This is a genomic window from Streptomyces sp. NPDC058308 (assembly GCF_042880275.1).
Taxonomy (GTDB): domain Bacteria; phylum Actinomycetota; class Actinomycetes; order Streptomycetales; family Streptomycetaceae; genus Streptomyces.
Window position 1 is genome coordinate 55,813 of sequence record NZ_JBHVZA010000032.1, and the last position, 26,666, is coordinate 82,478.

The following is a 26,666-nucleotide window of genomic DNA, read 5'->3' on the forward strand; positions in this document are numbered from 1 at the left end:
GGCGACCATCATGTCCAAGAAGACTTTCGAGGAGCTCTTCTCCGAGCTCCAGCACAAGGCCGCCAACGGCGACCCCGCGACCTCCCGCACCGCCGAGCTGGTCGACAAGGGCGTCCATGCCATCGGCAAGAAGGTCGTCGAGGAGGCCGCCGAGGTCTGGATGGCCGCCGAGCACGAGGGCAAGGAAGCCGCCGCCGAGGAGATCTCGCAGCTCCTGTACCACGTGCAGGTGATGATGGTCGCCCGCGGCATCTCCCTCGACGACGTCTACGCCCACCTCTGAGCCGTACGTCCACCACCTCAGCCCGACCCACCCGTCACGCAAAGGAATCCCGCCTCATGCTGCGCATCGCCGTCCCCAACAAGGGTTCACTGTCCGGACCTGCGTCGGCGATGCTCCATGAGGCCGGATACCAGCAGCGCAAGGAGTCCAAGGAGCTCGTCCTCGTCGACCCCGACAACGAGGTCGAGTTCTTCTACCTGCGCCCCAAGGACATCGCGATCTACGTCGCGACCGGCCGGCTCGACATCGGCATCACCGGACAGGACCTGCTGATCGACTCCGGCGCCGACGCCGAGACGATCCTGCCGCTCGGCTTCGCCCGCTCCACCTTCCGCTTCGCCGCGAAGCCGGGCACGGCGAGCACCCTGCAGGACCTCTCCGGCAAGACCGTCGCGACCTCCTACGAGGGCATCGTCGCCAAGCACCTCGCCGAGCAGGGCGTCGACGCCGCCGTCGTGCACCTGGACGGCGCCGTGGAGACCGCCATCGAGCTGGGCGTCGCCCAGGTCATCGCGGACGTCGTCGAGACCGGCACCTCCCTGCGCAACGCGGGCCTCGAAGTCTTCGGCGAGCCGATCATGAAGTCCGAGGCCGTCGTCATCCGGCGCACCGGCGCCGACACCGACGACCCGAAGGTGCAGCAGTTCCTCCGCCGCCTCCAGGGCGTCCTGGTCGCCAGGGCGTACGTGATGATGGACTACGACTGCCGCGCCGAGCACCTGGAGCAGGCCGTCGCCCTCACCCCGGGCCTGGAGTCGCCGACGATCTCCCCGCTGCACAACGAGGGCTGGGTGGCGGTCCGCTCCATGGTCCCCGCCAAGGAGGCCCAGCGGATCATGGACGACCTGTACGCCATCGGCGCGCGGGCCATCCTGACCACGGCCATCCACGCCTGCCGTCTCTGACCGGCCCCTGATCCGGCAGGAGCACCGCCGCATGTCCGAGAGTCCCGCCAGTCCCGCCCTTCCCGCCCTGCCCGTCACCTTCCGGCCGACGCGGACCCGGGCCGTCCTGCTCACCGCGGGCGTCGCGATCCTCGTGGTGATCACGGTGATCGCCTTCCTGCTGCCCGCGCTCAGCCCGGGGGAGCGGACCAGCTTCGTCTTCACCGGCGCGCTGCTCTTCGGCGTGCTCGCGCTGCTCAGCAGGCCCAAGGTCGTCGCCGACGAGTCCGGCGTGACCGTCGTCAACATCGCGACCAGCCGCCGACTGGCCTGGGCCGAGATCGTGCAGGTCAACCTCCGCCCCGGCGACCCATGGGTGTTCCTGAACCTCAGCGACGGCACCAGCCTGCCGGCCCTGGGCATCCAGCCGGGCATCGCCAGGCAGCAGGCCGTCACCGACGCCCGCGCCCTGCGCGCGCTCGCGGACGCCCGTGCGGCCCGCGAGAACTAGGCCCGCGAGAACTGGGCCCGCGAGAACTGACTGCTCCGGGCCGAACCACCGAACAGGCCCTGGACGTTCCGCGGCCGGTCTTGATTAATCTGGTGGCGGGGCGCGCACGGTGCGCCGCCCCGCTCCTGACGGGCCCGCCCGGCTCCCAGGGGCTCCTGCTATCCGAGGAGTGACTCCCTCCGGCGATGGACGGATCGTCCTGTAGTACCTGCGCCGCCCCCTCCCGACATACCGGGACCGGCACGACCGGAGAGGCGGCGGCATGACAGTGCCCCTGCTGCTTCTCGGGGCGGCATTCCTGCTGATTCTCGCGAACGGCTTCTTCGTGGCGGCCGAGTTCGGCCTCGTCACCGTGGAGCGGCCGGACGCGGAGAAGGCCGCGGCCGACGGCGACCGAAGGGCCGCAACGGTCGTCAGCGCCCTCAAGGAGCTGTCCTTCCAGCTCTCCGGCACCCAGCTCGGCATCACCATCACCTCGCTCGTCGTCGGCATGCTCGCCGAACCGGCCCTCGCGCACCTGCTCGCGGGCCCGTTCACGGCCGTCGGCGTCCCCGAAGGCGGTGTCGGCGGTGTCTCCGTGGTGGTCGGCATGCTGCTCGCGTCCGCCGTGCAGATGGTGATCGGCGAGCTGGTGCCCAAGAACTGGGCGGTGTCCAGGCCGCTGCAGGTTGCGCGGTTCGTCGCGGGCCCGCAGCACGTGTTCGCGCGGCTCTTCCGGCCCGTGATCGCCCTCCTGAACACCGTGGCCAACCGACTGGTGCGCACCCTCGGCGTCGAACCCGCCGAGGAGCTCGCCTCGGCCCGCACCCCCGGTGAACTGGTCTCCCTGGCCCGGCACTCGGCCCAGGCCGGCGCCCTGGAGCAGGACACCGCCGACCTGTTCGTGCGCACCCTCTCCCTCGGCGAGCTGACCGCGCAGCACGTCATGACGCCGCGCGTGAAGGTCAGCGCACTGCAGTCATCGGCGACCGCCGAGGACGTGGTGAACCTGACCCGCGCCACCGGCCTGTCCCGCTTCCCGGTCTACGACGAGCGGATCGACGAGATCGTCGGCATGGTGCACCTCAAGGACGCCCTCGCGGTCGCCGCCCACCAGCGGCTCAGGACACCCGTGCGCCGCATCGCGCGCTCCCCGCTGCTCGTCCCCGAGACGCTGCCCGTGCAGCCCCTCCTGGAGCGGCTGCGCAGCGAACAGCCGATAGCCGTCGTCGTCGACGAGTACGGCGGCACGGCGGGCGTCGTCACCCTGGAGGACATCGTCGAGGAACTCGTCGGTGAAGTCCGCGACGAGCACGACCACTTGGACCTGCCCGAGCTCTGCCAGGCGCCGGCCGAGGACAGCGGCCCCGCGTGGGACGCCGACGGCAGCTGCCGGGTCGACACGCTCCAGCGGATAGGACTCGACGTGCCCGAGGGCCCTTACGAGACCGTGGCGGGCCTCGTCGCCGATCTGCTCGGGCGCATCCCGGCCCCCGGCGACCGGGCCGAGCTCCCGGGCTGGCGGCTCTCGGTGCGTCAGGTCGGCCACTACCGCGCGGAGCGGGTGCGGCTCGTCCGCGTCCAGGAGGCCGGTGCCGTCCGCAGCGGTGCGGGCACTGCCGTGGAGGCCCTGCGATGAGCCTGCTGCAACTTCTCTTCGCCGTCCTGCTCGTGCTCGCCAACGGCTTCTTCGTGGGGGCGGAGTTCGCGCTCGTGTCCGTGCGCCGCAGCCAGATCGAGCCGCTGGACTCCAAGCGGGCCCGCCAGGTCCTTTACGGCCTCGAACACCTGCCGCAGATGATGGCGGCCGCCCAGTTCGGCATCACCGTCTGCTCGTTGACGCTCGGCGCCGTCGCCGAGCCGACCGTCGCCCAGCTCCTGGAGCCGCTCTTCGAGGCGGCCCGGCTGCCCGAGGGCATGATCCACCCGCTCGGCTACGTGATCGCGCTCGCCGTCGTCGTCTTCCTCCACCTCGTCATCGGCGAGATGGTCCCGAAGAACCTCGCGATGGCGGCCCCCGAGAAGACCGCCCTCTGGTTCAGCCCCGGCCTGGTCACCTTCGCGCGGCTGTGCCGACCGGTGACCGTGGCGCTGGGGGCCTGCGCGCGGCTCGTCCTGCGGCTGTTCAAGGTGGAGCCCAAGGACGAGGTCGAGGCGGTGTTCACCAGCGTGCAGCTGGGCCGCCTCGTCGAGGACTCGGGCCAGGCGGGGCTGCTCGACCCCGTCGAGCAGGAGCGCCTGGAGGACGCCCTGGAGCTGGGCTCGCGCCCGGTCACCGACGTTCTGCTCGACCGGGCGTCGCTGGTGACGGTGGGGCCATCGGTGACCCCGGCCAGGGTCATCGAGCTCACCGGCCGCACCGGCTACTCCCGCTTCCCGGTCTGCGCGGAGAACGGCGCCTTCATGGGCTATCTCCACGTCAAGGACGTGCTGGACCTGGAGGAGACCGACCGGGCCGTGCCGCAGCAGGTGTGGCGGCCGATGACCACGCTGCGGTCCGAACTCCCGCTGGACGACGCGCTGACCGTGATGCGCCGCGCGGCGACGCACCTGGCGCAGGTCGCCGACGCGACCGGCAAGGTGCTCGGCCTGGTCGCCCTGGAGGACGTCCTGGAGCTCCTGGTCGGCGAGGTCCGTGACCCGGCGCACCGGGTCACGGTGCCGAGGACGCCGCAGGAGGGGAGCAGGGACTCCGCGCGGGCGGTCAGCTCGGTGGGCTGAGCCGCGCACGGCACCCCGGCCGGGCGGCGCGTCCCGCCTCAGAGACAGGCTCTCAGAGCCCCGGGGTGTCCTGCGGTCCCCGTCCCGAGAGCACCTCGCCGTACGCCTGCATCAGGTCGGGGAGCCGCAGCGTCGACAGGTCGGCGCGCCCCGGGTCGCCGGGATAGGTGGAGAGCCGCAGGTCGCGGTAGGCGCAGCTCTTCTCGTACAGCGTGCGCAGGAAGCGGCCGTTGCCCAGCTCGTCGATCCAGGCCTGGTCGACGACGTGCCCGCTGATGGAGCGCAGCTCGTCGAGCGCCTCCTCGTCCCACACGTCGCCGTTGTCGGCCGCGAGGACCTCGCCGATGGCGGTGAGTTCGAGCGGGCGGTACGAGGGGAAGTCGACGCGGGTCGTGAAGCGCGAGGACAGGCCGGGGTTGGCGGCGAGCAGCCGGTCCATGCCCTCGGGGTAGCCCGCGAGGATCACGACGAGGTGGTCGCGGTTGTCCTCGGCGCGCTTGAGGAGGACCTGCAGCGCCTCGTCGCCGTACGCGTCGCCCTTGCCGTATCCGGAGTTGGAGAGCGAGTACGCCTCGTCGACGAAGAGGACCCCGCCGATGGCCGAGTCGATCAACTCGTTGGCCTTCACGGCGGTCTGGCCGAGGTACTCGCCGACGAGGTCGGCGCGTTGCGCCTCCACCAGGTGGTCGCCGCCGAGCAGGCCGAGCGCGTAGAAGACGCGGCCGAGGATGCGGGCGACGGTGGTCTTGCCGGTGCCCGAGGGGCCGGAGAAGACGAAGTGTCGTTTCGGCGGCTGTACGGGAAGGCCCTGGGCGGCGCGCAGGCGTGCCATGTTCAGCTGGGCGGAGAGCGCTTTGACCTGGCGTTTCACCGGTTCCATGCCCACCATGCCCTCCAGTTCGCAGAGCGCGGCCTCCAGCAGCGCGGGGTCGGTGGGCCCCGGCGGCAGCTGTGCGGGACCGGCCTTGATCGGGATGATCGCCTTCTCGCGCACGGCGTCGGTCTCGGAGGGGCCGGTGGCACCGGTTCCGGTTCCGGTTCCGGTTCCGGTTCCGGATCCGGATCCGGATCCGGAACCGGCGTCGGTGGCCGACGGGTCGCCGACGGTGGGCGGTTCGGGGCCGGTGACCTTCACGTCACGCCCCTCCGTGCCGAACAGCGTGTCGATGCCGTCGGGGCCCTCCAGCATGTCCTGGCCCGCCCCGGTGAGGCTGATCGCGGCGGCGAGGTCGGCCGCCTCGTCGTACCCGTCGCCCTCGGCGATCGCCGCGAGCCGCGCCGAGGTGTCCATGAACGAGGCGTCGACCCGGTGCACCGCGCGGTACAGCGGCAGGGCGGCGGCCGAGCGGCCGGTGCCCTCGTGGGCGCGGGCCAGCCAGTAGCGCAGCTCCTTGCGCTGCGGCTGCTCGCTGCGGCAGCGCATCAGGGCGGCGGCCAGGAGCGGCTCGGCCTGGCCGTACGTCTCCAGGCGCACCCGCGCCATGCCGCCGAAGAGCCCCGCCTCGATGCCCAGCATCGGGTCGTCGATCAGCGGGTCGGTGTGCCGCACCAACTGCTCCCAGTCCTTGACCAGGTACGAGCGGCAGGCGTGCAGGAAGCGCACCTGCGGGTCCGCGTCGACGGGCGGCAGGCCCGCCAACGCCCGGTCCAGCTCGGGGACATGGCGGCCGTCCAGCCAGTGCGAGGCGTGCGCGAGCAGCAGGTCGCGGGTGCTTTCCAGGACGGGCTGCACCCACCAGCCCAGCCAATACCATGAGTTGAGGGCGCGTGCGTGGCGGGTGCGCTGTTCCCCGAAGCGGTCGCGGTGCTGGAACATCCGCAGCAGCGCCGTCGTCGTGTCGATGCGCAGGGCGTGCAGCCCGAGCCAGCCGTCGGCCATCCCGGGATCCATCCGGACCGCCGTCCGGAATTCCTCCTCCGCCTGCGGATAGGCGCCCATCGTGTAGGCGTCGACGCCCCGCAGCCAGGCGAGGTCGGCCGGGGCGGGTGAGCCCACCGCGTCGAAGTCCATCAGGTCCCCCACAAACCGTGCCCCCGTTTGCGTACCGCCGGACCTGTGCCCGCCGGCGACTGCGCTGAACCACTGCGCTGAACCACTGTGCTGCGGACGGGAGTTGCCTCGATGCGCAGAGCAGCCGTCCGAAAAGGCGCACCGATACGCATCGTACCTGCGGAGGAGCGGTCGGCCGTAGGGTGCCGCACCGGCGGATCGGCCGGAAAGGGCCGTCGGGGAGTCGATCGGATGGTGACCGACGGTGAGCGAATGCTGGCTCGCGGCGGCCGGAAATCGACCGCGGAGGGCAGAACGAAGCCCCCGATCACGGGGGAACAACCGGGGGCTTCGTGTCTGCGGGCGGTCCGTTAAGACCGCACATTCAGAACGTAAGTCCTGTAAGGGCCCTGGGTCAAGAAGAGTTGGGGCACTCGCGGAAACTCGTGGGGTCGTACGAAAGCGCGCTTCCGAAGGTTCAGCGGACCGCCGATGGGTCATCACTCTGTGTGACATCTTGGGTGGCTGAGGGCACCCCATTGGGCCCGGTAATCACTTGGTATCCCTCTGGGCACTGTCGTACCAAGAGATCGGCGTAGGGCCGGGAGGGATCCTCGGTGAAGTGCTGGAGTTCCGCGGGCTCCCAGCCGTCCCAGAAGTCACTCTGGACCGCCCCGTCCCGTCGGCGCCCCCGCTGCCACGCCTCCTCCCGCGGCACGTCCATCCAGAGCACCGCGGCGAGGTGCGGGCGCAGCGCCCGGCGGCCCGCCCCGACGCCCTCCACGAGCACCACGGGCGCGGGCGGCAGGGGGGTGCCGGCGGGGCCGAAGCGGCGCTCGTGCCAGTCGTACGTCGCGTAGTGCGCCGTCGCGCCGCGCGCGAGCGGTCCGATGACCTCCCGCCGCAGCCGCTCCGTCCAGCCGAACAGCTCGGTGTGGCTCGCGATGTCGTCGAGCCGCAGGACGGGCGCGCCGCCGGCCGCCTCGGCGAGCCGCCGGGCGAACGTCGACTTGCCCGAGCCCGCGTGCCCGTCCACCGCGATCAGCCGGACGGGCCCGCACGAGGGCGGCAGCCGGCGCAGCGCGTCGGCGAGGCGGGGGAGCGCGGGGAGCGGGGCGTGCGGGTGCTGTCCGGTCATCACCGGCAAGGGTACGACCGCGGAAGAATGTGTTCCGCGCGCCGTCGCAGGTCATGCCATTGGTTGAGGCCAATATTGGTGCGTACGGCAGTGTCCGGACCGCTGGCAGAAGTCGGCCGGTAACCGCCATAGTTGGCCCACTTCCGTGCACCTGACCCGACCTTCCGGATCCCGCCGGAAACCACGTCGACTGGGGGTCCCTTCCATGGACCGAGCAGGCAGAACCGACCGTACCGACGACATCTCCCGCAGATCCGTCCTGGCCACGGCCGCCGCCGTGACCGCCCTCGCGGCGACCGCCGCTCCCGCCCTGGCCGCCGGGGCCGCGGCCGGCCGGGAGAGCGCCCCGCGCGCGGACCGGCTCGTGGACAACCGCTTCTGGGTCTCGCTCAAGGACTGGCGCACCGGCACCGCCGAGGGCACCACCCCCGTCACCGGCGCCCGCCCCGGCCTGCGGATCAAGAAGCCCGCGGGCCGCACCGACTACACGGACCCGCACACCGGCAGGACGGCCACCTGGGAGTACGCCCGGTGGACCTCGCCCGCGCACCGCTCCGCCGTCCCCGCCACGGAGCTCATCGCGTCCTGGAACGCCGACACGCCGCCCGGCACCTGGCTCCAGGTCGAGCTGTGCGGCACGTACGCCGACGGGACGAAGACCCCCTGGTACGTGATGGGTCGCTGGACCTCGGGCGACGACAAGGAGACCGACATCCGGCGGACCTCCGTCGACGACCAGACCGACGGCAAGTCGACGGTCTGGACGGACACGCTCTCCGTCGACGACGCGGCCGCGGGCCCGCGCGTCGTCTCCTACCGGCTGCGCCTGACGCTCCACCGCAAGCCGGGCGCCACCGCGACCCCCACGGTGTGGCGCCTCGGCGCGATGGCCTCGGCCGTCCCCGACCGCTTCACGGTGCCCGCGTCGAAGCCGGGCCTCGCCAGGGAGCTGAAGGTCCCGCGCTACTCGCAGGAGATCCACGCGGGCCAGTACCCGGAGTACGACAACGGCGGCGAGGCGTGGTGCAGCCCGACGTCCTCGCAGATGATCATCGAGTACTGGGGCCGCAGACCGACGCCCGAGGAACTGGCCTGGGTCGACCCGTCGTACGCCGACCCGCAGGTGTGCCACGCGGCCCGTCGTACCTTCGACTACCAGTACGACGGCTGCGGCAACTGGCCCTTCAACGCCGCGTACGCGGCCACGTACAAGGACCTCCAGGGCGTCGTCACCCGGCTCGCCTCGCTCACGGAGCTGGAGTCGCTGATCGCCGCGGGCATCCCGGCCATAACGTCCCAGTCGTTCCTCAAGGAGGAGCTGACGGGCGCGGGCTACGGCACGGCGGGCCATCTGATGACGGTCATCGGCTTCACGGCGGACGGCGACGTGATCGCCAATGACCCGGCGTCGCCGAGCGATGCGGCGGTGCGCCGCGTCTACCGGCGGCGTGAGTGGGAGAACATCTGGCTGAGAACGAAGCGCTACAACGCCTCGGGCAAGGTCGTGTCGGGCACCGGTGGCGTCTGTTACCTGTACTTCCCGGCGAAACCTTCCACGCGCCAGCGTGCCGCGCTGGCCGCCGTCGGGGTGCGCTGAGCGCGGTCGCGGAGAAGGCGCCCGCCTCCGCGCATGGGAGCGGGCGCCTCCTGCGGGGTTCAGCGGGCGCCGGGGCCGTAGCCGGGCCGGGCCGCCGCGCGCTTGCGGACGGTGTCCGTACTCAGCGGTGGGGGCTGGTGGGGGCGGGTCGGGCCCTGCCGGTACTGCATCATCACGAACTGGGAGGCGATCTCAGGGAGCGGGGCGGCGGCGGTCGCGATCACCCAGCCCGGCCCCTTGACGGCGTGGTTGATCTGCCGCACGGCTCCGTCGGGGTGCAGGGCGTGGGAGGACACGGTCGCCAGGTAGATGGGCCCCGCGAGGGGATGGCAGCGGACCTCGTGGGCCAGATTGATCAGCGCGGGATCGGCCGGGTGGTTCGTGACCGCGCGTCTGACGGCCGGGCAGGCCCCTCGCGCCCAGTCCTCGGCCCAGTTCAGCAGCGTCTCCTCACGGGCCCGGTCGTCGAGGAGCATCCACCGCATGAGGTTGGTCGGTGTCCGGCCGTCGGGGAAGAGGGCCTTGAACTCGGCGTTGTAGACGACGATGTCCCAGTGGTCGTCGACGATGTACGCCATGGCGCCCGTGACCCCTTCGACGACCGTCTGCCAGGCCGCGTGCATCGGCGTCCAGCCTTCCAAGTCCTGTCTGTCCAACCGCACTTGTCTGCGCCTCTCACGTCATGTCGTCGGCAGTTCGGCATCACTGCGACAGGGTAGGTCGGCCCGCCGTCCGGGGGAGCGAGGACCCGTCGGAGCCCGGCCAGGCCCGAGCGGAACCCGAGTGGAACCCGACGGGTCGGCCGCTTTTCGGGACCAATACCCGCATTTCGCGCACCCTGTCGGCAGGTACCGCGTTCTACGGTCACGTCAGACCTGATCACCGAATGCGGGGACCTTATGGATGTGCAGCAAACCCCAGCCCTGTCGGAACTGAGCGACCTCCAGCGCCGTGGCCGCGCGTGCGTCTCCTGCGGGGTCGCCCTGGACAACGCCACCGCCGTCGACCTCGGCAGCCGTCCGGACGTGGCCGTCGACCACCGCGCCGACGTGTTTCCCCGTGCGTGCCCGTGCTGCGCCGCGGGGGGAGTGTCGTGACGCTCGCGAGAGTCGCGGAGAGACAGGGCAGGCTCCTCGACCACCTCGACCGGTGCGACTCCTGCCGTCGCCTCGCGTACTGCCCCCAGGGCAGGCGGCTGCAACAGCAGGTGCGGGAGGCCCGTGATGCTCTGCGCCCGGTGTGATCAGCCCATTCGCCCGGGCCAGCCGTACACCACCCACGACATCCACGGCGCGTCGGCGGGGGGTGCCACCGTCCGCCTCCACGTGGCCTGTCCGGGTGTCGGGGGTGTCAGGGACGCCGGGGGCGTCGGGGTACGGAGGTGACGCCGTCTTCTCCCGGTGATGCCGGTGATGCCGGTGACGCCGCCGGTGACACACGTGTGCCCGCCCTCCCGTGCGGGAGAGCGGGCACCGCGTGGGGTCAGCGGTCCTCGCGGAACGAGTCGCGCATGCCCTCGGCCTTGTCGCGCATGTCGTCCGCGGTGTCCTTGGCCTTGCCCTTTGCCTTGTCGGTCTTGCCCTCGGCTGCCATCCGGTCGTTGCCGGTGGCCTTGCCCATCATCTCTTTGGCCTTGCCCTTTGCCTTGTCCATGGCGTTGTCGCCCATGACGGCTCCTCTGGTCGGGGATGCCCCCACGCTATGAGATGCGGAGAAGTAGCGCATTTCGGGCTCGGCGTCACCGCGGGTCACCTGGCCGGGTCCACCACCCAGTCCGGGTGGCCCGGCATCGGCGGAGTCCTGTCGCCGTACAGCCACGGGTGCAGGAAGCCCTCCAGATCCTGGCCCGCGACCTTCGACGCCAGGTCGACGAACTGCCGGGTGCTCGCCGTACGGCCCTTGAAGCCGCTCACCCAGGCGCGCTCGATCTTCTGGAACGTGGCGTCGCCGACCTGCTCGCGCAGCGCGTACAGGACCAGGGCCGAGCCGTCGTACCGCATGCGCTTGAAGAGGTTCGGCTCGGTCGGCTCCGCGGGGGCGCCGTAGTCCCTGCGCCACTGGTCGTGGGCCTGGTAGGCGGTCTTCATGGCGGCCTCGAAGCTGCCCCCGCCGTGCTGCTCGGAGTACTCCCGCTCGTAGAAGCGCGCGTGCCCCTCGCTCAGCCACAGGTCGGACCAGCTCTTGAGGGCCACGCTGTCGCCGAACCACTGGTGGGTGAGCTCGTGCACCAGGTTCCGCTCGGCGTCGACCTGAGTGCCGAGCAGGTCCGCCTTCGGGACGAGCGAGAGGGTCTGGGTCTCCAGGGCCACGCCGAGATCGGTGTCGCCGACCAGGACGCCGTAGCGGTCGAAGGGGTAGGGGCCGAGCTTCTCCTCCAGCCACTTCAGATGGTCCGGGGTGAGCCCCCGGTACGCGGCCGTCGGCTCGACCAGCGAGTCCGGGACGACGTCGCGCAGCGGGAGGCCGCCGGGCCCTTCGCCGTCGATCAGCTGGAATTTGCCGATGGCGAGCTGCACGAGCTGGGTGGAGAGCGGCTGTTCGGAGTCGTACGTCCAGCGCACCCGGCCGCCGGGGCGCTGGGTGCGCGAGACCAGCTTGCCGTTGGCGACGGCCGTGCGGTCGCCCGGCGTCGTGATCCGGAAGGTGACCGGCGCCCGCCGGCTCGGATGGTCGTCGGCCGGGAAGATCAACCGGGCGCCGTTCGGCTGCGGGTAGACCACCGTGCCGTCGGGCGTGGGGATCCAGCCGTAGTCCTCGATCGCGTCGTCGCGGTGCCGGGTCTGCGTCGGGTCGGCGGTGTACGTGACCTTGACCGTGAAGGAACTGCCCTTGTCTATCGGGGACTTGGGGGTGACCGTCAGCTCGTCGCCGGCGCGGGAGGCGAGCGCCGCGGAGCCGTTCACGGTGACGGTGTGCAGGGTGTTGCCGCCGAAGTCCAGATTGAAGCGCGAGAGCGCCTGCGTGGACCGGGCCTTGATCGTCGTCGTCGCCTCGAACGGGGTTCTGGGCGCCTGCCAGTCGAAGTCCAGGTAGTAGCGGTCCACCTGGTACCCGCCGTTCCCGTCCAGCGGGAACAGCGGGTCGCCGAGACCGGGGGCGCCCGGCGACGGCTTCTCGGCGGTGGCCGGTGCGGCCTGTGAGACGGGTGCGGTGAGGGCGGCCGCCGCGGTGATCGCGGCCGCGAGGGCGAGCCGCGCTCTGCGGCGCGGGCGGGGCGACGTCGTCCGGTTCGTGCTCATCGGGAACCTCTCGGTCGTACGGTGCACGGGCGAACGGACGGGGCACACCTGCACACCCCGCCGTCCATAGGTAGACGCGCGCCGCCGTGTCCGAGTTGTGGGGTGACCAAGCTCTCTCCCGCGCAGGCGGCTTCTGCTGGCATGGTGGAGAGGGATCCCGTCCGGCGTGTGAACGCGCGGGGATCACCCGGGGGGAAGTCACCTGCCAGACGAACGTCAGCGAGAAGACATGACTGCGACCTCTGCCACCGCCGTCCGCGCGAAGGCCCGCACCGGCGGCCCCGAGGAGGACGGGCACAAGATCCTGGAGCACCTCGCGGGCTGGACCCTCGTCGTCGTCCTCGCGATGCTCGTCACCCAGACCGGCCTGATGTGACGCCGCTCTCCTGATCGCCGGGGTGGCCGGGCTCTTCCAGGCCCGCCCGCCAGTGCCGCGCGGGCACCCCCACCAGCCCGTACAGCCACCGCACCGGCGAGCGCCGGTGCAGCAGCGTCACACCGGCCGCCACCGCGAACAGCGGGAGGCCGAGCCACCCGCCGGCGAGGCGCACCAGCACGCTGGCGAAGAGCGCGCCCACGAACGGCAGCCCGTAGACACCGGCCGCCGCGATGACGACGGCGAGGAGCCTCGGCACCTTGCGCTCCTCGTCGGCGCCCGGCAGCGACCAGCCCTCCATGAGCCAGCCGATCTCGGTCACCAGCATGGTGCCGATCACCGCGGCCCCGAAGAGCAGCAGTGCCAGGAACGTCCCGGACGTCAGGAAGTCCAGTACGTGATTGACGACGCTGTCCCGCGGCCAGTCGGCGAAGTCCCCCGCACCGGACGACAGGAAGCGCTCGTACCCGCTGCCGTCCCAGCCGTGGATCAGCGTCCCGAACAGCAGGAAGTACCCGCCGACGCAACTCAGGTACGCCCAGTAGCCCGCGCCCACGAGCACCAGGGCCTGCGCCACGAGAAACCCGAGGATCGCCGCCACCGGGAGCCCGCCCGCATAGAACAGCACGAACCCCGCCCACACGTCGTCGTGCCCGCCGGCCACGTGCATCGTCGCCCAGGACGGGTTCTGCCACAGCAGGAAGAGCCCGGTCGGCACCAGCAGGACGGCGGCGAAGAGCCCCGTGAGGGCGAGATAGGGGTTGGCGGCCCGGCTGCGCGTGCGCGGCCCCTCGCCCGCGTTGATCCGCTCCCACACCTGCAGCTGCCGCCCGGCGGAGACGGCGAACGTCGCGCCGATCGCGTACGCCCAGAAGAGGGCGGCCTGGATCTGGATCATGCCGGGCCCCTCATGCCGAGGCCTTCAGGGTGAGTCCGCCCGCCACGATCGAGTCCGAGGTGACCAGCGCCTGTTCCGCGCTCACGTCCGTCATGAACACGAACGGCGGCACGACGGGCGGCACCGGCAGCTTGTCGGGCGTGAAGGTGAGGCAGAGGACGCCCTCCAGGCACCCCTTGAACTTGGTCAGATAGAGCGTGACCGCACCGCTCAGGTCCAGCGTGTCGGCGCCCAGGGCGAGTTCCTCGCTCCCGTCGCGCGTCCTGAGCCGGTAATCGGTGAGCGAGGCCGCCTTCATCCGCAGCACCATGACCTTCAACGGGCCGTCCGCGGTGGGGATCTCGCGGACGCCCGCCAGGATGAAGCCCTGCGGCGCGAAGAGCGTCGTGGTGATGGTCGGCGGGACGCGCGCCGCCACGATCGCCTCCGCAGGGGCCGCCTTCACCTCCGCCGGTGCCGCCCGCGCCGGGCTCCCGTGCACCACGAGCCCGGCGACGATCGCCACCGGCAGCAGCACACCGAGCGTCCGGGTGCCCTGCCCGTCCCGCACCCTGGGGCGCGCCGGGTCCTCCTCGGCGTCCTGCGGCACCGGCGTCCACCCGAACCCCATGGCGCTGCCCGCGATCCCGAGCAGCATGCCGACCAGGAACCCGCCGAGGTTGGTCGCCGCGAACGAGAGCACCGAGAGGATCAGGGCGTTGATGCTCACGTAGTGGTGCGCGTGCGGCAGCAGCCACAGGAAGAGCCCCGCCACGACAAGGGCGATCCCGATGCCGAGCGCCGCGATCCCGCCGAGCCCCAGGCTGACCAGCACCGTCAGGGGCGAGAGCGGGGTCAGGACCAGCTCGGCGCCGCCGAGGATGAGCAGCAGCCCGCCCCAGAAGGGCCGGGTGCGCCGCCACCTGCGGACGACCCGGCGCTGCTCGGGCCACGGCAGCCGCCGGTCGAGCCAGCCGCCGCCGTCCGTGCGGAAGGGACTGACCCCGCCTCTGCCGCCGCCGGTCAGAAGCACTTCTTGCCGCCGAGGCTGACGTCGACCCGCATGCCCTTGAGCCGGAAGTTGCCCCCCGTCGCCGACCAGGCGTGCGACTTCACCCCGGCGACCTCGATGTCCCCGGCCTGCAGCCCGAACTTGCCCTTCTCGCCCTTGACCCCGGGCACCTCGTCGAGCGTGGAGGCGTCCCGGCCGATCTCGGCGGTGCCGAAGCGGGCGTCGCCCACCAGGTCCTCGCCGTCGATGACCAGGTTGCTGGCCGTGACGTTTCCGGCGTCGCCGCCCGCGGTCAGCTTGAAGACGACGTTGCCCACCGGGGTCTTCACCTCGGCGGCCTGGCAGATGTCGGTGAGGGTCGCGTCGCCGATCCCGAGGAGCGCCACGGGGTGCCCCTTGCCGTCGACGTCCCGGTCCGTCTGCACGTACGACGACAGGCCCTCGCTGGTCAGTTTGCCGGACGACACCTGGAAGCTGGTGCCCGAGACGGCGAAGGACGCGGCGAGCGCGCCCTCGGCCATCACGGAGGCCATGACGCCGACGGCCAGGACGGCCGGCAGGGCCACCACGGCCGTCTTCTTCCAGGATGTTCTGCCCTCGCGTAACGCGCTGCGTGCTGCGCCCACTGTCTTCCTCCCGTACGTCTTTTCGCGGTGCGTGGCGTGCGTAAGGGGAGTGCGTGAAGCGCCGTCGGGAGCCGAACCGGCAGGAGGCACTGGTCTGCCATACTGCGGACATCCCGAGGCAGTTGGAGACTAGGGCCGAAATTGAATAATAGTCAACAGCGCGGCAGTGACCGCTCCGCGGCACGCCGCGCCGAACTCATCACCATCGGCCGGAAGCTGTTCGCCGACACGTCCTACGACGCCCTGTCGATGGACGACATCGCGAAGCAGGCGGGCGTCGCCAAAGGGCTGATCTACTACTACTTCAAGTCCAAGCGCGGCTACTACCTCGCGATCATCGAGGACTCCGTCACCGAACTGGTGGCGCGCGCCGGCCGCCACGACGACCTCCCGCCGGTGGAGCGCGTGCAGCGCACGATCGACGGCTATCTGCGTTATGCCGAGCACCACCAGGCGGCGTACCGCACGATCATCAGCGGCGGCGTCGGCTTCGACGCCGAGGTGCACGCCATACGGGACGGGGTGCGGGAGGCGCTGATCGCCGCGATCGCCGAAGGGGCGTACGGCCGCAAGGACATACCGCAGCTGGCGCGCACCGCGCTGATCGGCTGGCTGTGCAGCGTGGAGGGCGTCACGCTCGACTGGATCGGCCACCGTGAGCTGTCGCGCGAGACGGTCGGCTCGCTCCTGGTGCGCACCCTCGGGGACACGCTGCGGGTCATCGAGGACTTCGAGCCGTCGTATCCGGCACCGGTGCACCCCTGAGAGCCTGTCTTTGAGCCCTGCCACGCGAAAGGGGCGGGAGTCGGCCGGCTCCCGCCCCGAACGCCTTGGACGGAACGTCAGTTGATGGCCTTGATCAGCTCGCCGCCCGACGTGTCACCGCTGAGCTCCCAGAAGAAGGTGCCGCCGAGGCCCTGCTGGTTCTTGTAGTTCATCTTCCCCGCGATGGTGGCCGGGGTGTCGTAGCTCCACCAGTTGTTCCCGCAGTGCGCGTACGCGGTCCCGCCGACGGTGCCGTTGGCCGGGCACTTGGTCTTCAGTTCCTTGTAGTCGTCGATGCCCTGCTCGTACTTGCCCGCCGCGGGGCCCGTCGCGGTGCCGCCCGGCGCCTTCTGCGTGACGCCCGTCCAGCCGCGGCCGTAGAAGCCGATGCCGAGCAGCAGCTTGTTCGAGGGGACGCCGAGGCCCTTGAGCTTCTTGATGGTGGCGTCGGAGTTGTAGCCGTCCTTCGGTATGCCGCTGTAGGAGGTGAGCGGCGAGTGCGGGGCGGTCGGGCCCTTCGCGTCCCAGGCCCCGAAGTAGTCGTACGTCATGGGGTTGTACCAGTCGACGTACTGGGCGGCGCCCGCGTAGTCGGCGGCGTCGAGCTTGCCGCCCGCCGAGGCGTCGGCCGGGATCGCCGAGGTCACGAGGTTGCCGCTGCCGAACTTCGAACGGACCGCGGACATGAGGTTCTTGTACGCCGCGCGGCCGCTGGTGTCACAGGTGAGGCCGCAGGTGTTGGGGTACTCCCAGTCGATGTCGATGCCGTCGAAGACGTCGGCCCACTTGGAGTTCTCGACCAGGTCGTAGCAGGACTGGGCGAAGGCCGCGGGGTTCTTCGCCGCCTCGGTGAACCCGCCCGACCAGGTCCAGCCGCCGAACGACCAGAGGACCTTGAGGCCGGGGTGTTTCTTCTTCAGCTTGCGCAGCTGGTTGAAGTTGCCGCGCAGCGGCTGGTCCCAGGTGTCGGCCACGCCGTCCACGGACTGGCCCGCGGTGTAGGCCTTGTCGGTCGCCGCGTAGGCGTCGCCCATCGTGCACTTGCCGCCCTGGACGTTGCCGAAGGCGTAGTTGATGTGCGTGAGCTTGGCTGCCGAGCCGGACGTCTCGACGTTCTTGACGTGGTAGTTCCGGTCGTAGACGCCCCACTCGGTGAAGTATCCGACGACCTTGGAACCGGCGGCGGCCTTCGTCGCGGTGGGCCGGTCCTGCCCGGCGGCGGCGCTGCCCGCGCCGGCCAGCAGTCCCGCGCCGAGGACGGTGCAACAGGCGGTGGCGAGGAGCGCCCGGAACGAGGCGCGGGAGGTGTGCGGTCTGAGCATCGTTGTCTCCTCGTGGGGGGAAACCTGGAGGGGGAAGTAGTGCCGTGGACCTGCGTGCGACTTGGCATGAACGCGTTAAGACGTTCGGGGGAACAGTAGGAGGACTAGACCAGTGTGGTCAATGGTTCGTACCAATCGGGCCGCCACGGGCGATCTTCGGCTATCTTTCAAGTAAGCGGTCGTTAACTAGTGACGGGCCGCCGCCGATCGGTCATACTCAACGCGCCACAGCCGCTGGTCAGCTGCTTCCGTGACCCGGAAGGAGAGCCTGGCTCGGCATCGTTTCCCGGCGGCGCCGCCCCACCCAGCGCGGGCGTCCGCCGCAGCCCCACAGGGAGGAGAGCGCCATGCCCGACCGCATCGCGCCGTCGGTGGACCGTCAGCTGCCCACGGACGAGGCCAGGGACCTGCTCTCGCTGGTCCGGGACATAGCCCAGCGCGAGATCGCCCCGAAGACGGCCGAGGAAGAGGACGCCGGGCGCTTTCCCCGCGAGGTCTTCACGCTGCTCTCCGAATCCGGCCTCCTCGGACTGCCGTACGACGCGGAGTTCGGCGGCGGCGACCAGCCGTACGAGGTCTATCTCCAGGTTCTCGAAGAGCTCGCCGCGGCGCGCCTGACCGTCGGTCTCGGCGTCAGCGTCCACACCCTGTCCTGCCACGCGCTCGCCGGGTACGGCACCAAGCAGCAGCAGGCCGACCACCTGTCGGCCATGCTCGGCGGTGGCCTCCTCGGCGCGTACTGCCTGTCCGAGCCCGCGTCCGGGTCCGACGCGGCCTCGCTGCGCACGAAGGCCGTCAGGGACGACGAGGGCTGGGTCATCACCGGCACCAAGGCGTGGATCACGCACGGCGGCATCGCCGACTTCTACACGGTCATGGCCCGCACCGGCGGCGAAGGCGCCCGCGGCGTCACTGCCTTCCTGGTGCCGGGCGACGCCGAGGGGCTGAGCGCCGCGGTGCCCGAGAAGAAGATGGGCATGAAGGGCTCGCCCACCGCCCAGATCAACTTCGACGGCGTACGCGTCCCGGACTCGCGCCGCATCGGCGACGAGGGACAGGGCTTCGCCATCGCGCTCTCCGCGCTCGACTCGGGGCGGCTCGGCATCGCGGCCTGCGCCATCGGCGTGGCCCAGGCGGCGCTCGACGAGGCCGTCGCGTATGCCACCGAGCGCCGGCAGTTCGGCAGGCCCATCGCCGACTTCCAGGGGCTGCGCTTCATGCTCGCGGACATGGCGACGCAGATCGAGGCGGGCCGGGCGCTCTATCTGGCCGCGGCCAGGCTCCGCGACGCCGGCCGGCCGTTCGCCAAGCAGGCGGCCATGGCCAAGCTGCTGTGCACGGACGCCGCGATGAAGGTGACGACGGACGCCGTGCAGGTCCTCGGGGGGTACGGCTACACCGCGGACTTCCCCGTGGAGCGCCTCATGCGCGAGGCCAAGGTGCTGCAGATCGTCGAGGGCACCAATCAGATCCAGCGCATGGTCATCGCACGTCACCTCGCGGGTCCCGACTCGCGCTGAACGAGCCGTAGTTCACCGGCGGCGCCACGAGCCGCGCCCACTCCGGGTCGTGGCGCCCGGGCAGCGTCCGGCCGCGGTCGGCCCAGAGGCGGAGCAGCGTGCCGTAGATCGGCGGGTCCTGGAAGTGCGGCTGCTGGTACGGCTGCTGCTGGTGGGGCTGTTGGTACGCCTGTGAGGGCTGCGGGTAGGCCTGCTGGGGCTGCTGGTAGGCGTACTGCTGCTGGTGCTGCTGCTGGTGCTGGTGGTGCGCAGGGGAGTGCGGGTGCGGTGGGGAATCCTGAGGCCGCTGCGGAACCGATTCTGCGGAGGCGGGCAACGTCACCAGGGTGCGCCGTCGGCGTCCGGTGGGGAAGTGCGCCGGGCCCGTCTCGGTGCCCATGTCCGTGGGGGTCATGCCAGACCAACGGCGGCCGCCGCACGGAAGTCACCGTCCCGGGGAATCGAGCGTCTGTGCCCGGCGTGCCCATACGGCCCAGCGGGAACGCCGCGCCCGTACGGCCCGGCGGGCGCACGCCGGAGCGCGGCACGGGTCGCGCGCGTGTATGGCTCCGTCCCGTCAACTGACGTACCGTCAACTCCGCGCCGGAGGGCCCCACCGCCCCGGCTGCCCTGAACTGCCGTGCAACCAGGGAGGTTTGACGTGGCAGACGACCGTCCGGTCCCGCTCGACGAATACCCCGTGCACCAGGTCCCCCTGTCGATGAAGCACGTCGCGACAGGCGACCGCAACGCCTACGACCGCTGCATCTTCCACCTCTTCGACCACCGGGGCCGCGCCCTGCTCATCCTCGGCCTCGGCGTCTACCCGAACACCGGTGTCATCGACGCGTACGCCACGCTGCGTACCGGGGACACGCTCCACGCCGTACGGGCCAGTGACGCCCTCGGCGAGGACCGGATGAACCTCCGCGTCGGCCCGCTGCGCATCACCGTGGACGAGCCGCTGCGCCGCATCCGCCTCGAGTGCGCCGCCGACCCGGCCGACCCCGCGTCCCTCTCGTACGACCTCACCTGGACCGCCGACTTCCCCGCCCTGTGGGAGCCGCACCACATCCAGCGGCGCGGCGACCGGCTCACCCTCGAAGGGCGCCGCTTCGTGCAGGCGGGACGGCCCTCCGGAGTGATCAGGGCGGGCGGTGACGAGACCGTCGTGGCGCCGGGGGAGTGGACCGCGACCCGTGACCGCAGCTGGGGCGTGCGGCCCATCCCCGGCGAGGAACGCGGGCTCCTCGAGGAGGAGTTCGCCACTGAGGGCTTCCACTGGATCTGGTGCCCGGTGCGCTTCGACGACCGCTTCCTCATGGTCATCGCCCAGGAGGACGCCGACGGCTACCGCACCCTCAACGACGCCACGCTCGTGCGGCCCGGCGTGCGCGACCGCCAACTCGGCTGGCCGCAGGCCGACATCGCCTACCGCTCCGGCACCCGGCACCCCGAGCGCGCCGTCATCCACCTCACCGACCCCGACGGCCGCGAGCCCCTGGAGCTCGGCGTGCAGGTCCTCGCCTCGCTGCCGCTCGCCGTGGGCGCCGGCTACCCGCCCGCCGACGACTGGCAGCACGGCACCTGGCGCGGCCGCGACTGGACCGACCGCCGCACCTACGACCTGTCGGACCCCGCCGCCCACCCCCTCGCCGCGTACGGCGTCATCGACCACGCCGCGCGTTTCACCCTGAACGGGCAGACGGGATACGGCATTTTCGAGCACGGCAGCTTCGGCCGCCACGACCCGAGCGGCTTCACCGGCTTCGGCTCCGTGGCGCCCTGAGCCACCGGCACGAGGGAGGAGTACGCAGATGGCAACGGCACCCCGCCCCCGCACCACCACCCGCGAACCGGAGGACCTCGCTCGCCGCCTCACCGCCTGGCTCGACAGGCGCCTTCCCGGCGCCGAGGCGGTCGACGTGACCGTGCCCGAGTCCAACGGCATGTCCAGCGAGACCCTGCTGTTCGCCGTCGAACACCCCGAACCGCCGCTCAGGAACTGCGCGTTGCGCGTGGCGGCCGATCCGGCGGCGTACACGGTCTTCCCCGTCTACGACATGCCGCGCCAGTACCGCACGATGCGGCTCGTCGCCGAGCACAGCGACCTGCCCGTGCCGCGCGTGCTCTGGCTGGAAGAGGACCCTGGCCCGCTCGGCGCGCCCTTCTTCGTCATGGAGCGGGTCGACGGCCACGTCCCGCCGGACGTCATGCCCTATACGTACGAGGGCAATTGGCTGCACGCGGCGACCGACAGCGAACGCGCCCGCCTCGAAGAGGCATCGGTGCGGATCATCGCCCACCTGCACGACCAAGTGCCGCCGGGCGCCGCCGATTTCCTCTCGCTGCCGGGCGAGGGCAGCCCGCTGCGCCGCCACGTCACGGTCCAACGCGCCTACTACGAGTGGGTGGTGCGCGGACTGCCGCGCTCGCCCGTCATCGAGAGCGCCTTCGACCGGCTCGACGAGCTGTGGCCGCGGGACACGGGTGAGGCCGTTCTCAATTGGGGCGACGCGCGCATCGGGAACATCATCTACGACGGCTTCGAGCCCGCTGCCGTCCTCGACTGGGAGATGGCGTCACTCGCCCCGCGCGAGGTGGACCTCGGCTGGATGGTCTATCTGCACCGCTTCTTCCAGGACCTGACGGTGAGTTTCGGCCAGCCGGGCCTGCCGGACTTCCTGCGCCGCGACCGCATCGAGGAGGCCTACGCCCGGTTCACCGGACACACCCCGCGCGACATGGACTTCTACACGCTGTACGCGGCGCTGCGGCACGCGATCGTCATGCTGCGCGTCGCCTACCGGCAGGTCCACTTCGGCGAGGCCGCCGTGCCCGGGAGCGCGGAGGCCGCGGACACACTGATCCTGCACCACGGCAGTCTGGCCGCCATGGTGCAGGGCAGCTACTGGTGAGGCCGGTGGGTCAGGCGGCGGGCCGGTCCTGGCCCGGCACCCGGAGGGGGCGCGAGCCCGGCCCGTTCACGTGCGAGAACGGCTGCGTCCGCCAGTCGAGCCCCTGAGGGAGCGTCAACAGCAGGGCGGTGTCCTGCTCCTGAACCTCCGTCGACTCGTCGGCGGGCTCCGCGTCGGTGGCGTCCCGGCCGGTGCCCGCACAGACCGTCAGGCCGAACGGGTTCCACGGAGTCGCGCACAGCGCGTGCTCGGGCAGCACGTCCTCGTCCGCGAGGAGCGCGATGGGCTGCCCGCAGTCGGGGCAGTTCACCCGGTACATCTCGAAGGTGTCGTAGGAGTCGAGAAAGGCGTCTGCCGGTTCGACGCCCTCCGGCTCGGGCTCGACGGCCGGTTGCTGCCTGGCGCGGGCAGACCGGCCGGGGCGCTTCAAATTCTGCATGGGATTCTCCCCCTCGGGTGGGCCGACAAGGCGCTGCGGCCTCGACCACAGCAAGCACTTCCCGTCCCGTCGTGGGGGTAATCGTTGCATCCCGTCGGACACGGTCACAGCACTGTGGCATTCGTCACATGCCGCGTGGAGTTGCCCGGTCGCGGGGAGGCGAGTGGGCCGGTCGGACCGAGGGCCGGGCGGCCGGGCGGACGTCACCGGTGTGCGGGACCTTCGGGCGCTCAGGTATCCGGAGGGATCAAGAGCCCTGTAGGTTCGCCGCATGGAGGAGCTGGACCGACAGATCGTGCAGCTGCTCGTCAAGGACGGGCGGATGAGCTACACCGACCTGGGCAAGGCCACGGGCCTGTCCACGTCGGCCGTGCACCAGCGCGTGCGCCGCCTGGAGCAGCGGGGCGTCATCCGCGGGTACGCGGCGGTCGTCGACCCCGAGGCGGTCGGCCTGCCGCTCACCGCGTTCATCTCGGTGAAGCCGTTCGACCCCAGCGCCCCCGACGACATCGCCGACCGGCTCGCGGGCGTCCCGGAGATCGAGGCGTGCCACAGCGTCGCCGGCGACGAGAACTACATCCTCAAGGTCCGCGTCGCCACCCCGCTGGAGCTGGAGCACCTGCTCAGCCGCCTGCGGGCGCTCGCCGGTGTCTCCACCCGCACGACGGTCGTCCTCTCCACCCCGTACGAGGCGCGCCCGCCCCAGGTGTGACCCCCGCGTCGGCCGCCCGCCGACAGGGGCGAGACTGGTGCCCATGAGCCAGAGCACCGCCCCCGGGAACGACCCCCAGGATCCATCGAACCACCGCACCGTGCTGCTGCGCGGCGGCGACGTCCACAGCCCAGCCGACCCGTTCGCGACCGCGATGGTCGTCGACCGCGGACACGTCGCCTGGGTCGGCTCGGAAGGCGCGGCGGACGCCTTCGCCGACGGCGTCGACGAGGTCGTCGACCTGGAAGGGGCCCTGGTCACCCCGGCGTTCACGGACGCCCACGTGCACACCACGGCCACCGGCCTCGCGCTGACAGGGCTGGATCTGACCGGCGCCCGTTCGGCGGCCGACGCACTCGTTCTCGTACGCGAACACGCCGCCGCCCGACCGCAGGACACCATCCTCCTGGGGCACGGCTGGGACGCCGCCCGCTGGCCCGGCGGACGGCCGCTGACGCGCGCGCAGCTCGACGAGGCGACCGGCGGCCGCCCGCTGTACCTCTCCCGCATCGACGTCCACTCGGCGGTCGTCACCACCGCGCTGCTCGACCTCGTGCCCGGCATCACCGAGCGCACCGGCTACCACCCGGACGCCCCCCTGACCGCCGACGCCCACCACGGGGTCCGAGCCGCGGCCCTCGCCGCCGTCACCCCGCAGCAGCGCACGAAGGCCCAGCGCGCCGCGCTCGCGCACGCCGCCTCGCTCGGCATCGGCTCCGTGCACGAGTGCGGGGGCCCCGAGATCTCCGACGAGGACGACTTCACCGGGCTGCTGCGGCTCGCCGCCGAGGAGGCGGGGCCGCGTGTCGTCGGCTACTGGGCCGAACAGGACGTCGAGCGGGCCCGGGATCTCGGCGCGGCCGGCGCCGCGGGCGACCTCTTCGTCGACGGCGCCCTCGGCTCGCACACCGCCTGCCTGCACGAGCCGTACGCGGACTCGGCCGCCGCCCGCACCGGCGCCGCCTACCTGGACGCCGCAGCCGTCGCCGCCCACGTCGCCGCATGCACGGAAGCGGGCCTCCAGGCGGGCTTCCACGCCATCGGGGACGCGGCGGTGACCGCGGTGGTCGACGGCGTGCGCGCGGCCGCGGAGCAGGTCGGCACGGCCCGCGTGCGCGCCGCGCGGCACCGGATCGAGCACGCCGAGATGCTCACCCCCGAGACGATCGCCGCCTTCGCCGAGTTCGGCCTCACCGCGTCCGTCCAGCCCGCCTTCGACGCGCTGTGGGGCGGCGAGGACGGCATGTACGCCCAGCGCCTGGGCGCCGAGCGGGCCCGCACCCTCAACCCGTACGCGGCCCTCCTGCGCACCGGCGTGCCCCTCGCCTTCGGCTCCGACAGCCCCGTCACCCCGCTGGACCCGTGGGGCACCGTACGGGCCGCCGCGTTCCACCGGACGCCCGAGCACCGCGTCTCCGTGCGGGCCGCGTTCACCGCCCACACCCGCGGCGGCTGGCGGGCCGTCGGCCGCGACGACGCGGGCATCCTGGTGCCGGGCGCCCCCGCGGACTACGCCGTGTGGCGCACCGCCGATCTGGTGGTGCAGGCCCCCGACGACCGCGTGGCCCGCTGGTCGACCGACCCGCGTTCCGGCACGCCGGGTCTGCCCGACCTGTCGCCGGGCGCCGAACTGCCCGTCTGCCTGCGCACGGTGGTGGGCGGCCGGCCGGTGTTCGTGCGGCCGGACGAGTGATGTACCGGCGGTGCGCGCCGCGGATTGCGCCCCCGTGCGGCGACGCACGACCTGGGAATCCTCGGCCCTGACCTGGCCGCCTTTGAAGTCGCCGCAGTTCAGCGGGGTATTGACAGAGAGCCGTCGTGGGCCGGTAGGTTCGGCCGGGTCCACCACAGGACGTCCGACCGGCGAACCTCCACGCAGTCGTCGAACGCCGCTGGGTCATGGGTGGTGTGCCGCACCGGCGCACCACCACTGGGAGCCAGGTCCAGCGCCCGCGACGCGGAGGCGAGGGAACGTATCAGCCGGCCGGCAGGTGTGACCCGGGTGGGGCCCGGACGCTCAGTAGACAACGGCTTTCGGTCGATCCGCAGCCAGCGGGTCCCAGGCCGGCCCGAAGGGCGCCGGGCCCCGATCCGCTGTACGTTCCGCCCTCACGGGCCCAGTTTCCCGCCCTCCTCGGCGGGTGCTCGCGGCCCCGACCTCCGTGCCGCCGCTGCGCCGCAGGCCGGGGCCACTATGGTGGTCCTCTGCGTACGAACGAAGGGGCAGTAGTGAACGACGGCGGTCGGGTCTCCGAAGCAGGGGACCAGGGGAGGCAGTTCGGCTCGCTCGGCACGGCCTTGGTGATCATTCCGACCTACAACGAGGCGGAGAACATCCAGTCCATCGTCGGCCGGGTGCGTGCCTCCGTACCGGACGCGCACATCCTTGTCGCCGACGACAACAGCCCCGACGGCACCGGCAAGATCGCCGATGAGCTCGCGGCCGAGGACGAGTCGGTCCACGTGCTGCACCGCAAGGGCAAGGAAGGGCTCGGCGCCGCCTACCTCGCGGGCTTCCACTGGGGCCTCGACAACGACTACGGCGTGCTCGTCGAGATGGACGCCGACGGCTCCCACCAGCCGGAGGAGCTGCCCCGGCTGCTCACCGCGCTGAAGGGCGCCGACCTCGTGCTCGGCTCGCGCTGGGTGCCGGGCGGCCGGGTCGTCAACTGGCCCAAGCACCGCGAGTTCATCTCCCGCGGCGGCAGCACGTACTCGCGTCTGCTGCTCGACGTGCCCATCCGCGACGTGACGGGCGGCTACCGCGCCTTCCGCCGCGAGACCCTGGAGGGGCTCGGCCTCGGCGAGGTCGAGTCGCAGGGGTACTGCTTCCAGGTCGACCTGGCGCGCCGCGCCGTCAAGGCGGGCTATCACGTCGTCGAGGTGCCCATCACGTTCGTCGAGCGCGAGCTCGGGGACAGCAAGATGAGCCAGAACATCGTGGTCGAGGCGCTGTGGCGGGTCACCGCCTGGGGTGTGGGGGAGCGCGTCGGCAAGGTCATCGGCCGCAAGCAGCCTTGAGGGCGGCCGGTGTGCGGCCGGTAGCGGCGGGGGCCGGTCTTCTTGATCATCCCCTTATCCCGGACTGAGGCGGCGCCAGGCACACTGGGAGCATGACGACTGGCGCACCGCCTCCCATCCGACCTGCCCGGCCCCGGCGCTCCGGGCCCCTGAGGTACCTGCCGCTCGGGATCGCCGTGTGGCTGGTCCTGGAAATCTGGCTGCTCACCGTCGTGGCGGGCGCCACGAGCGGGCTCGTGGTCTTCCTGCTCCTCGTGGGCGGCCTGGTGCTCGGCTCCGCGGTGATCAAGCGCGCGGGGCGCAGGGCGTTCCGCAAGCTCAGCGAGGCGGTGCAACAGCAGCAGCAGACGGGCGTGGCGCCCACCCAGGAGAGCGGGGGCGGTGGCGCCCTCACGATGCTGGGCGGGCTGCTGATCATCCTGCCCGGACTGATCTCGGACGCTCTGGGGCTGATCCTGCTGGTTCCGCCGGTCCAGAAGGCGCTGGGGCGGTACGCGGAGCGGACCTTCGAGCGCAAGGTGCGCGAGGCGACGCCCGGCGGTCTCGGTGACGCCTTCCAGCAGGCGCGCATGCGCCGCCCCGACGGCAACGTGGTCCAGGGCGAGGTCATCAGGGACGACGAGGCCTCGCGGCGCGGCACGCGCCCGGACGACCCGCAGCTGCCGCGCTGAGCCATAGGGAGCGCACGAAGAGGGGCGGGGGGGGGGGCGCCCCGGGACGGCCCCCCCCCCCCCCACGCAACAAGAGATACTAGGGG

General features: G+C 71.8%; 28 protein-coding genes. 17 read left to right on the forward strand and 11 right to left on the reverse strand.

Features of this window, described 5'->3' with window-relative positions; genetic code table 11:
* Window positions 1-10: 10 nt before the first annotated feature.
* From ACFVYL_RS32065 to ACFVYL_RS32085, 5 genes are all read left to right on the forward strand, one after another.
* Window positions 11-283, forward strand: a complete 273-nt coding sequence (locus ACFVYL_RS32065; RefSeq protein ID WP_389722184.1) for a phosphoribosyl-ATP diphosphatase — start codon at window positions 11-13, stop codon at window positions 281-283.
* 56 nt (window positions 284-339) lie between these two features.
* Window positions 340-1,188 carry an ATP phosphoribosyltransferase gene (gene hisG / locus ACFVYL_RS32070; RefSeq protein ID WP_389722186.1) on the forward strand — a complete coding sequence of 283 codons (849 nt, stop codon included), beginning with the start codon at window positions 340-342 and terminating at the stop codon, window positions 1,186-1,188.
* A 31-nt stretch (window positions 1,189-1,219) separates the two neighbouring features.
* The gene (locus tag ACFVYL_RS32075; RefSeq protein ID WP_389722188.1) at window positions 1,220-1,678 is read left to right on the forward strand and encodes a PH domain-containing protein; all 459 of its coding nucleotides are present in this window, start codon (window positions 1,220-1,222) and stop codon (window positions 1,676-1,678) included.
* A 262-nt stretch (window positions 1,679-1,940) separates the two neighbouring features.
* Window positions 1,941-3,296 carry a hemolysin family protein gene (locus ACFVYL_RS32080; RefSeq protein WP_389722190.1) on the forward strand — a complete coding sequence of 452 codons (1,356 nt, stop codon included), beginning with the start codon at window positions 1,941-1,943 and terminating at the stop codon, window positions 3,294-3,296.
* A complete protein-coding gene (locus tag ACFVYL_RS32085) occupies window positions 3,293-4,378 on the forward strand; it encodes a hemolysin family protein (protein ID WP_389722192.1) in 1,086 nt (361 codons plus the stop codon). Before ACFVYL_RS32080 ends, ACFVYL_RS32085 begins: the two co-directional genes overlap by 4 nt.
* Before the next feature lie 52 nt (window positions 4,379-4,430).
* On the opposite strand, the gene ACFVYL_RS32090 is transcribed toward ACFVYL_RS32085, so the two are convergent.
* Together ACFVYL_RS32090 and ACFVYL_RS32095 are read right to left on the reverse strand one after the other, a co-directional pair.
* Window positions 4,431-6,389, reverse strand: a complete 1,959-nt coding sequence (locus ACFVYL_RS32090) for an AAA family ATPase (protein ID WP_389722194.1) — start codon at window positions 6,387-6,389, stop codon at window positions 4,431-4,433.
* 457 nt (window positions 6,390-6,846) lie between these two features.
* Window positions 6,847-7,506, reverse strand: a complete 660-nt coding sequence (locus ACFVYL_RS32095) for a uridine kinase (RefSeq protein WP_389722195.1) — start codon at window positions 7,504-7,506, stop codon at window positions 6,847-6,849.
* 205 nt (window positions 7,507-7,711) lie between these two features.
* Between ACFVYL_RS32095 and ACFVYL_RS32100 the strand changes: the two genes are divergently transcribed.
* Complete coding sequence (locus ACFVYL_RS32100) at window positions 7,712-9,103, forward strand: peptidase C39 family protein (protein ID WP_389722197.1); 1,392 nt, start codon at window positions 7,712-7,714, stop codon at window positions 9,101-9,103.
* 59 nt (window positions 9,104-9,162) lie between these two features.
* Here ACFVYL_RS32100 and ACFVYL_RS32105 read toward each other — a convergent pair whose 3' ends face one another.
* Window positions 9,163-9,765, reverse strand: a complete 603-nt coding sequence (locus ACFVYL_RS32105) for a hypothetical protein (RefSeq protein WP_389722199.1) — start codon at window positions 9,763-9,765, stop codon at window positions 9,163-9,165.
* A gap of 243 nt (window positions 9,766-10,008) precedes the next feature.
* Here ACFVYL_RS32105 and ACFVYL_RS32110 point away from each other — a divergent pair, with 243 nt between their 5' ends.
* Window positions 10,009-10,200, forward strand: a complete 192-nt coding sequence (locus ACFVYL_RS32110) for a hypothetical protein (protein ID WP_389722201.1) — start codon at window positions 10,009-10,011, stop codon at window positions 10,198-10,200.
* On the forward strand, window positions 10,197-10,346 hold the full coding sequence (locus ACFVYL_RS32115; protein WP_389722203.1) for a hypothetical protein: 150 nt from the start codon (window positions 10,197-10,199) through the stop codon (window positions 10,344-10,346). The genes ACFVYL_RS32110 and ACFVYL_RS32115 overlap by 4 nt, the downstream gene beginning before the upstream one ends.
* A gap of 239 nt (window positions 10,347-10,585) precedes the next feature.
* Here ACFVYL_RS32115 and ACFVYL_RS32120 read toward each other — a convergent pair whose 3' ends face one another.
* A complete protein-coding gene (locus tag ACFVYL_RS32120; RefSeq protein ID WP_389722205.1) occupies window positions 10,586-10,771 on the reverse strand; it encodes a CsbD family protein in 186 nt (61 codons plus the stop codon).
* An 80-nt stretch (window positions 10,772-10,851) separates the two neighbouring features.
* Window positions 10,852-12,342 (reverse strand): M1 family metallopeptidase, encoded by a 1,491-nt coding sequence (locus tag ACFVYL_RS32125; protein WP_389722207.1) that lies wholly within the window; start codon window positions 12,340-12,342, stop codon window positions 10,852-10,854.
* Window positions 12,343-12,571: 229 nt separating this feature from the next.
* Here ACFVYL_RS32125 and ACFVYL_RS32130 point away from each other — a divergent pair, with 229 nt between their 5' ends.
* Entirely contained in the window at window positions 12,572-12,718 is a 147-nt protein-coding gene (locus ACFVYL_RS32130) for an SCO1431 family membrane protein (RefSeq protein WP_389722209.1), read from the forward strand.
* Here the strand turns inward: ACFVYL_RS32130 and ACFVYL_RS32135 are convergent.
* The 3 genes from ACFVYL_RS32135 to ACFVYL_RS32145 are packed head-to-tail and all read right to left on the reverse strand — an operon-like array spanning window position 12,696 to window position 15,176.
* Window positions 12,696-13,616 carry a hypothetical protein gene (locus tag ACFVYL_RS32135; protein ID WP_389722211.1) on the reverse strand — a complete coding sequence of 307 codons (921 nt, stop codon included), beginning with the start codon at window positions 13,614-13,616 and terminating at the stop codon, window positions 12,696-12,698. The two genes, ACFVYL_RS32130 and ACFVYL_RS32135, sit on opposite strands and share 23 nt — an antisense overlap.
* 10 nt (window positions 13,617-13,626) lie before the next feature.
* Window positions 13,627-14,628, reverse strand: coding sequence for a DUF6114 domain-containing protein (locus tag ACFVYL_RS32140; RefSeq protein WP_389722213.1), 1,002 nt, complete (start codon window positions 14,626-14,628; stop codon window positions 13,627-13,629).
* Window positions 14,619-15,176: a DUF6230 family protein gene (locus ACFVYL_RS32145; protein WP_389722215.1), complete on the reverse strand. Its 558-nt coding sequence runs from the start codon at window positions 15,174-15,176 to the stop codon at window positions 14,619-14,621. The genes ACFVYL_RS32140 and ACFVYL_RS32145 overlap by 10 nt, the downstream gene beginning before the upstream one ends.
* 198 nt (window positions 15,177-15,374) lie before the next feature.
* Here ACFVYL_RS32145 and ACFVYL_RS32150 point away from each other — a divergent pair, with 198 nt between their 5' ends.
* Entirely contained in the window at window positions 15,375-15,998 is a 624-nt protein-coding gene (locus tag ACFVYL_RS32150; RefSeq protein WP_389722217.1) for a TetR/AcrR family transcriptional regulator, read from the forward strand.
* A gap of 77 nt (window positions 15,999-16,075) precedes the next feature.
* Here ACFVYL_RS32150 and ACFVYL_RS32155 read toward each other — a convergent pair whose 3' ends face one another.
* Complete coding sequence (locus tag ACFVYL_RS32155) at window positions 16,076-17,320, reverse strand: glycoside hydrolase family 18 protein (RefSeq protein ID WP_389722219.1); 1,245 nt, start codon at window positions 17,318-17,320, stop codon at window positions 16,076-16,078.
* Window positions 17,321-17,667: 347 nt separating this feature from the next.
* Here ACFVYL_RS32155 and ACFVYL_RS32160 point away from each other — a divergent pair, with 347 nt between their 5' ends.
* Window positions 17,668-18,840 carry an acyl-CoA dehydrogenase family protein gene (locus tag ACFVYL_RS32160; RefSeq protein ID WP_389722221.1) on the forward strand — a complete coding sequence of 391 codons (1,173 nt, stop codon included), beginning with the start codon at window positions 17,668-17,670 and terminating at the stop codon, window positions 18,838-18,840.
* Here the strand turns inward: ACFVYL_RS32160 and ACFVYL_RS32165 are convergent.
* Window positions 18,803-19,234: a hypothetical protein gene (locus ACFVYL_RS32165; RefSeq protein ID WP_389722242.1), complete on the reverse strand. Its 432-nt coding sequence runs from the start codon at window positions 19,232-19,234 to the stop codon at window positions 18,803-18,805. The genes ACFVYL_RS32160 and ACFVYL_RS32165 overlap by 38 nt on opposite strands.
* Before the next feature lie 246 nt (window positions 19,235-19,480).
* Between ACFVYL_RS32165 and ACFVYL_RS32170 the strand changes: the two genes are divergently transcribed.
* Window positions 19,481-20,608, forward strand: a complete 1,128-nt coding sequence (locus tag ACFVYL_RS32170; RefSeq protein WP_389722223.1) for a hypothetical protein — start codon at window positions 19,481-19,483, stop codon at window positions 20,606-20,608.
* Between the two features lie 28 nt (window positions 20,609-20,636).
* On the forward strand, window positions 20,637-21,737 hold the full coding sequence (locus ACFVYL_RS32175) for a phosphotransferase family protein (protein WP_389722225.1): 1,101 nt from the start codon (window positions 20,637-20,639) through the stop codon (window positions 21,735-21,737).
* Window positions 21,738-21,747: 10 nt separating this feature from the next.
* Here ACFVYL_RS32175 and ACFVYL_RS32180 read toward each other — a convergent pair whose 3' ends face one another.
* Window positions 21,748-22,176, reverse strand: coding sequence for a hypothetical protein (locus ACFVYL_RS32180; RefSeq protein ID WP_389722227.1), 429 nt, complete (start codon window positions 22,174-22,176; stop codon window positions 21,748-21,750).
* 271 nt (window positions 22,177-22,447) lie between these two features.
* Between ACFVYL_RS32180 and ACFVYL_RS32185 the strand changes: the two genes are divergently transcribed.
* From ACFVYL_RS32185 to fxsA, 4 genes are all read left to right on the forward strand, one after another.
* Window positions 22,448-22,888, forward strand: a complete 441-nt coding sequence (locus ACFVYL_RS32185; protein WP_150219824.1) for an Lrp/AsnC family transcriptional regulator — start codon at window positions 22,448-22,450, stop codon at window positions 22,886-22,888.
* A gap of 43 nt (window positions 22,889-22,931) precedes the next feature.
* Window positions 22,932-24,581, forward strand: coding sequence for an amidohydrolase (locus tag ACFVYL_RS32190; protein WP_389722229.1), 1,650 nt, complete (start codon window positions 22,932-22,934; stop codon window positions 24,579-24,581).
* Between the two features lie 536 nt (window positions 24,582-25,117).
* Window positions 25,118-25,909, forward strand: coding sequence for a polyprenol monophosphomannose synthase (locus ACFVYL_RS32195; protein ID WP_389722231.1), 792 nt, complete (start codon window positions 25,118-25,120; stop codon window positions 25,907-25,909).
* A 92-nt stretch (window positions 25,910-26,001) separates the two neighbouring features.
* Window positions 26,002-26,580: an FxsA family membrane protein gene (gene fxsA, locus ACFVYL_RS32200; protein WP_389722233.1), complete on the forward strand. Its 579-nt coding sequence runs from the start codon at window positions 26,002-26,004 to the stop codon at window positions 26,578-26,580.
* The last annotated feature ends 86 nt before the right edge of the window (window positions 26,581-26,666 follow it).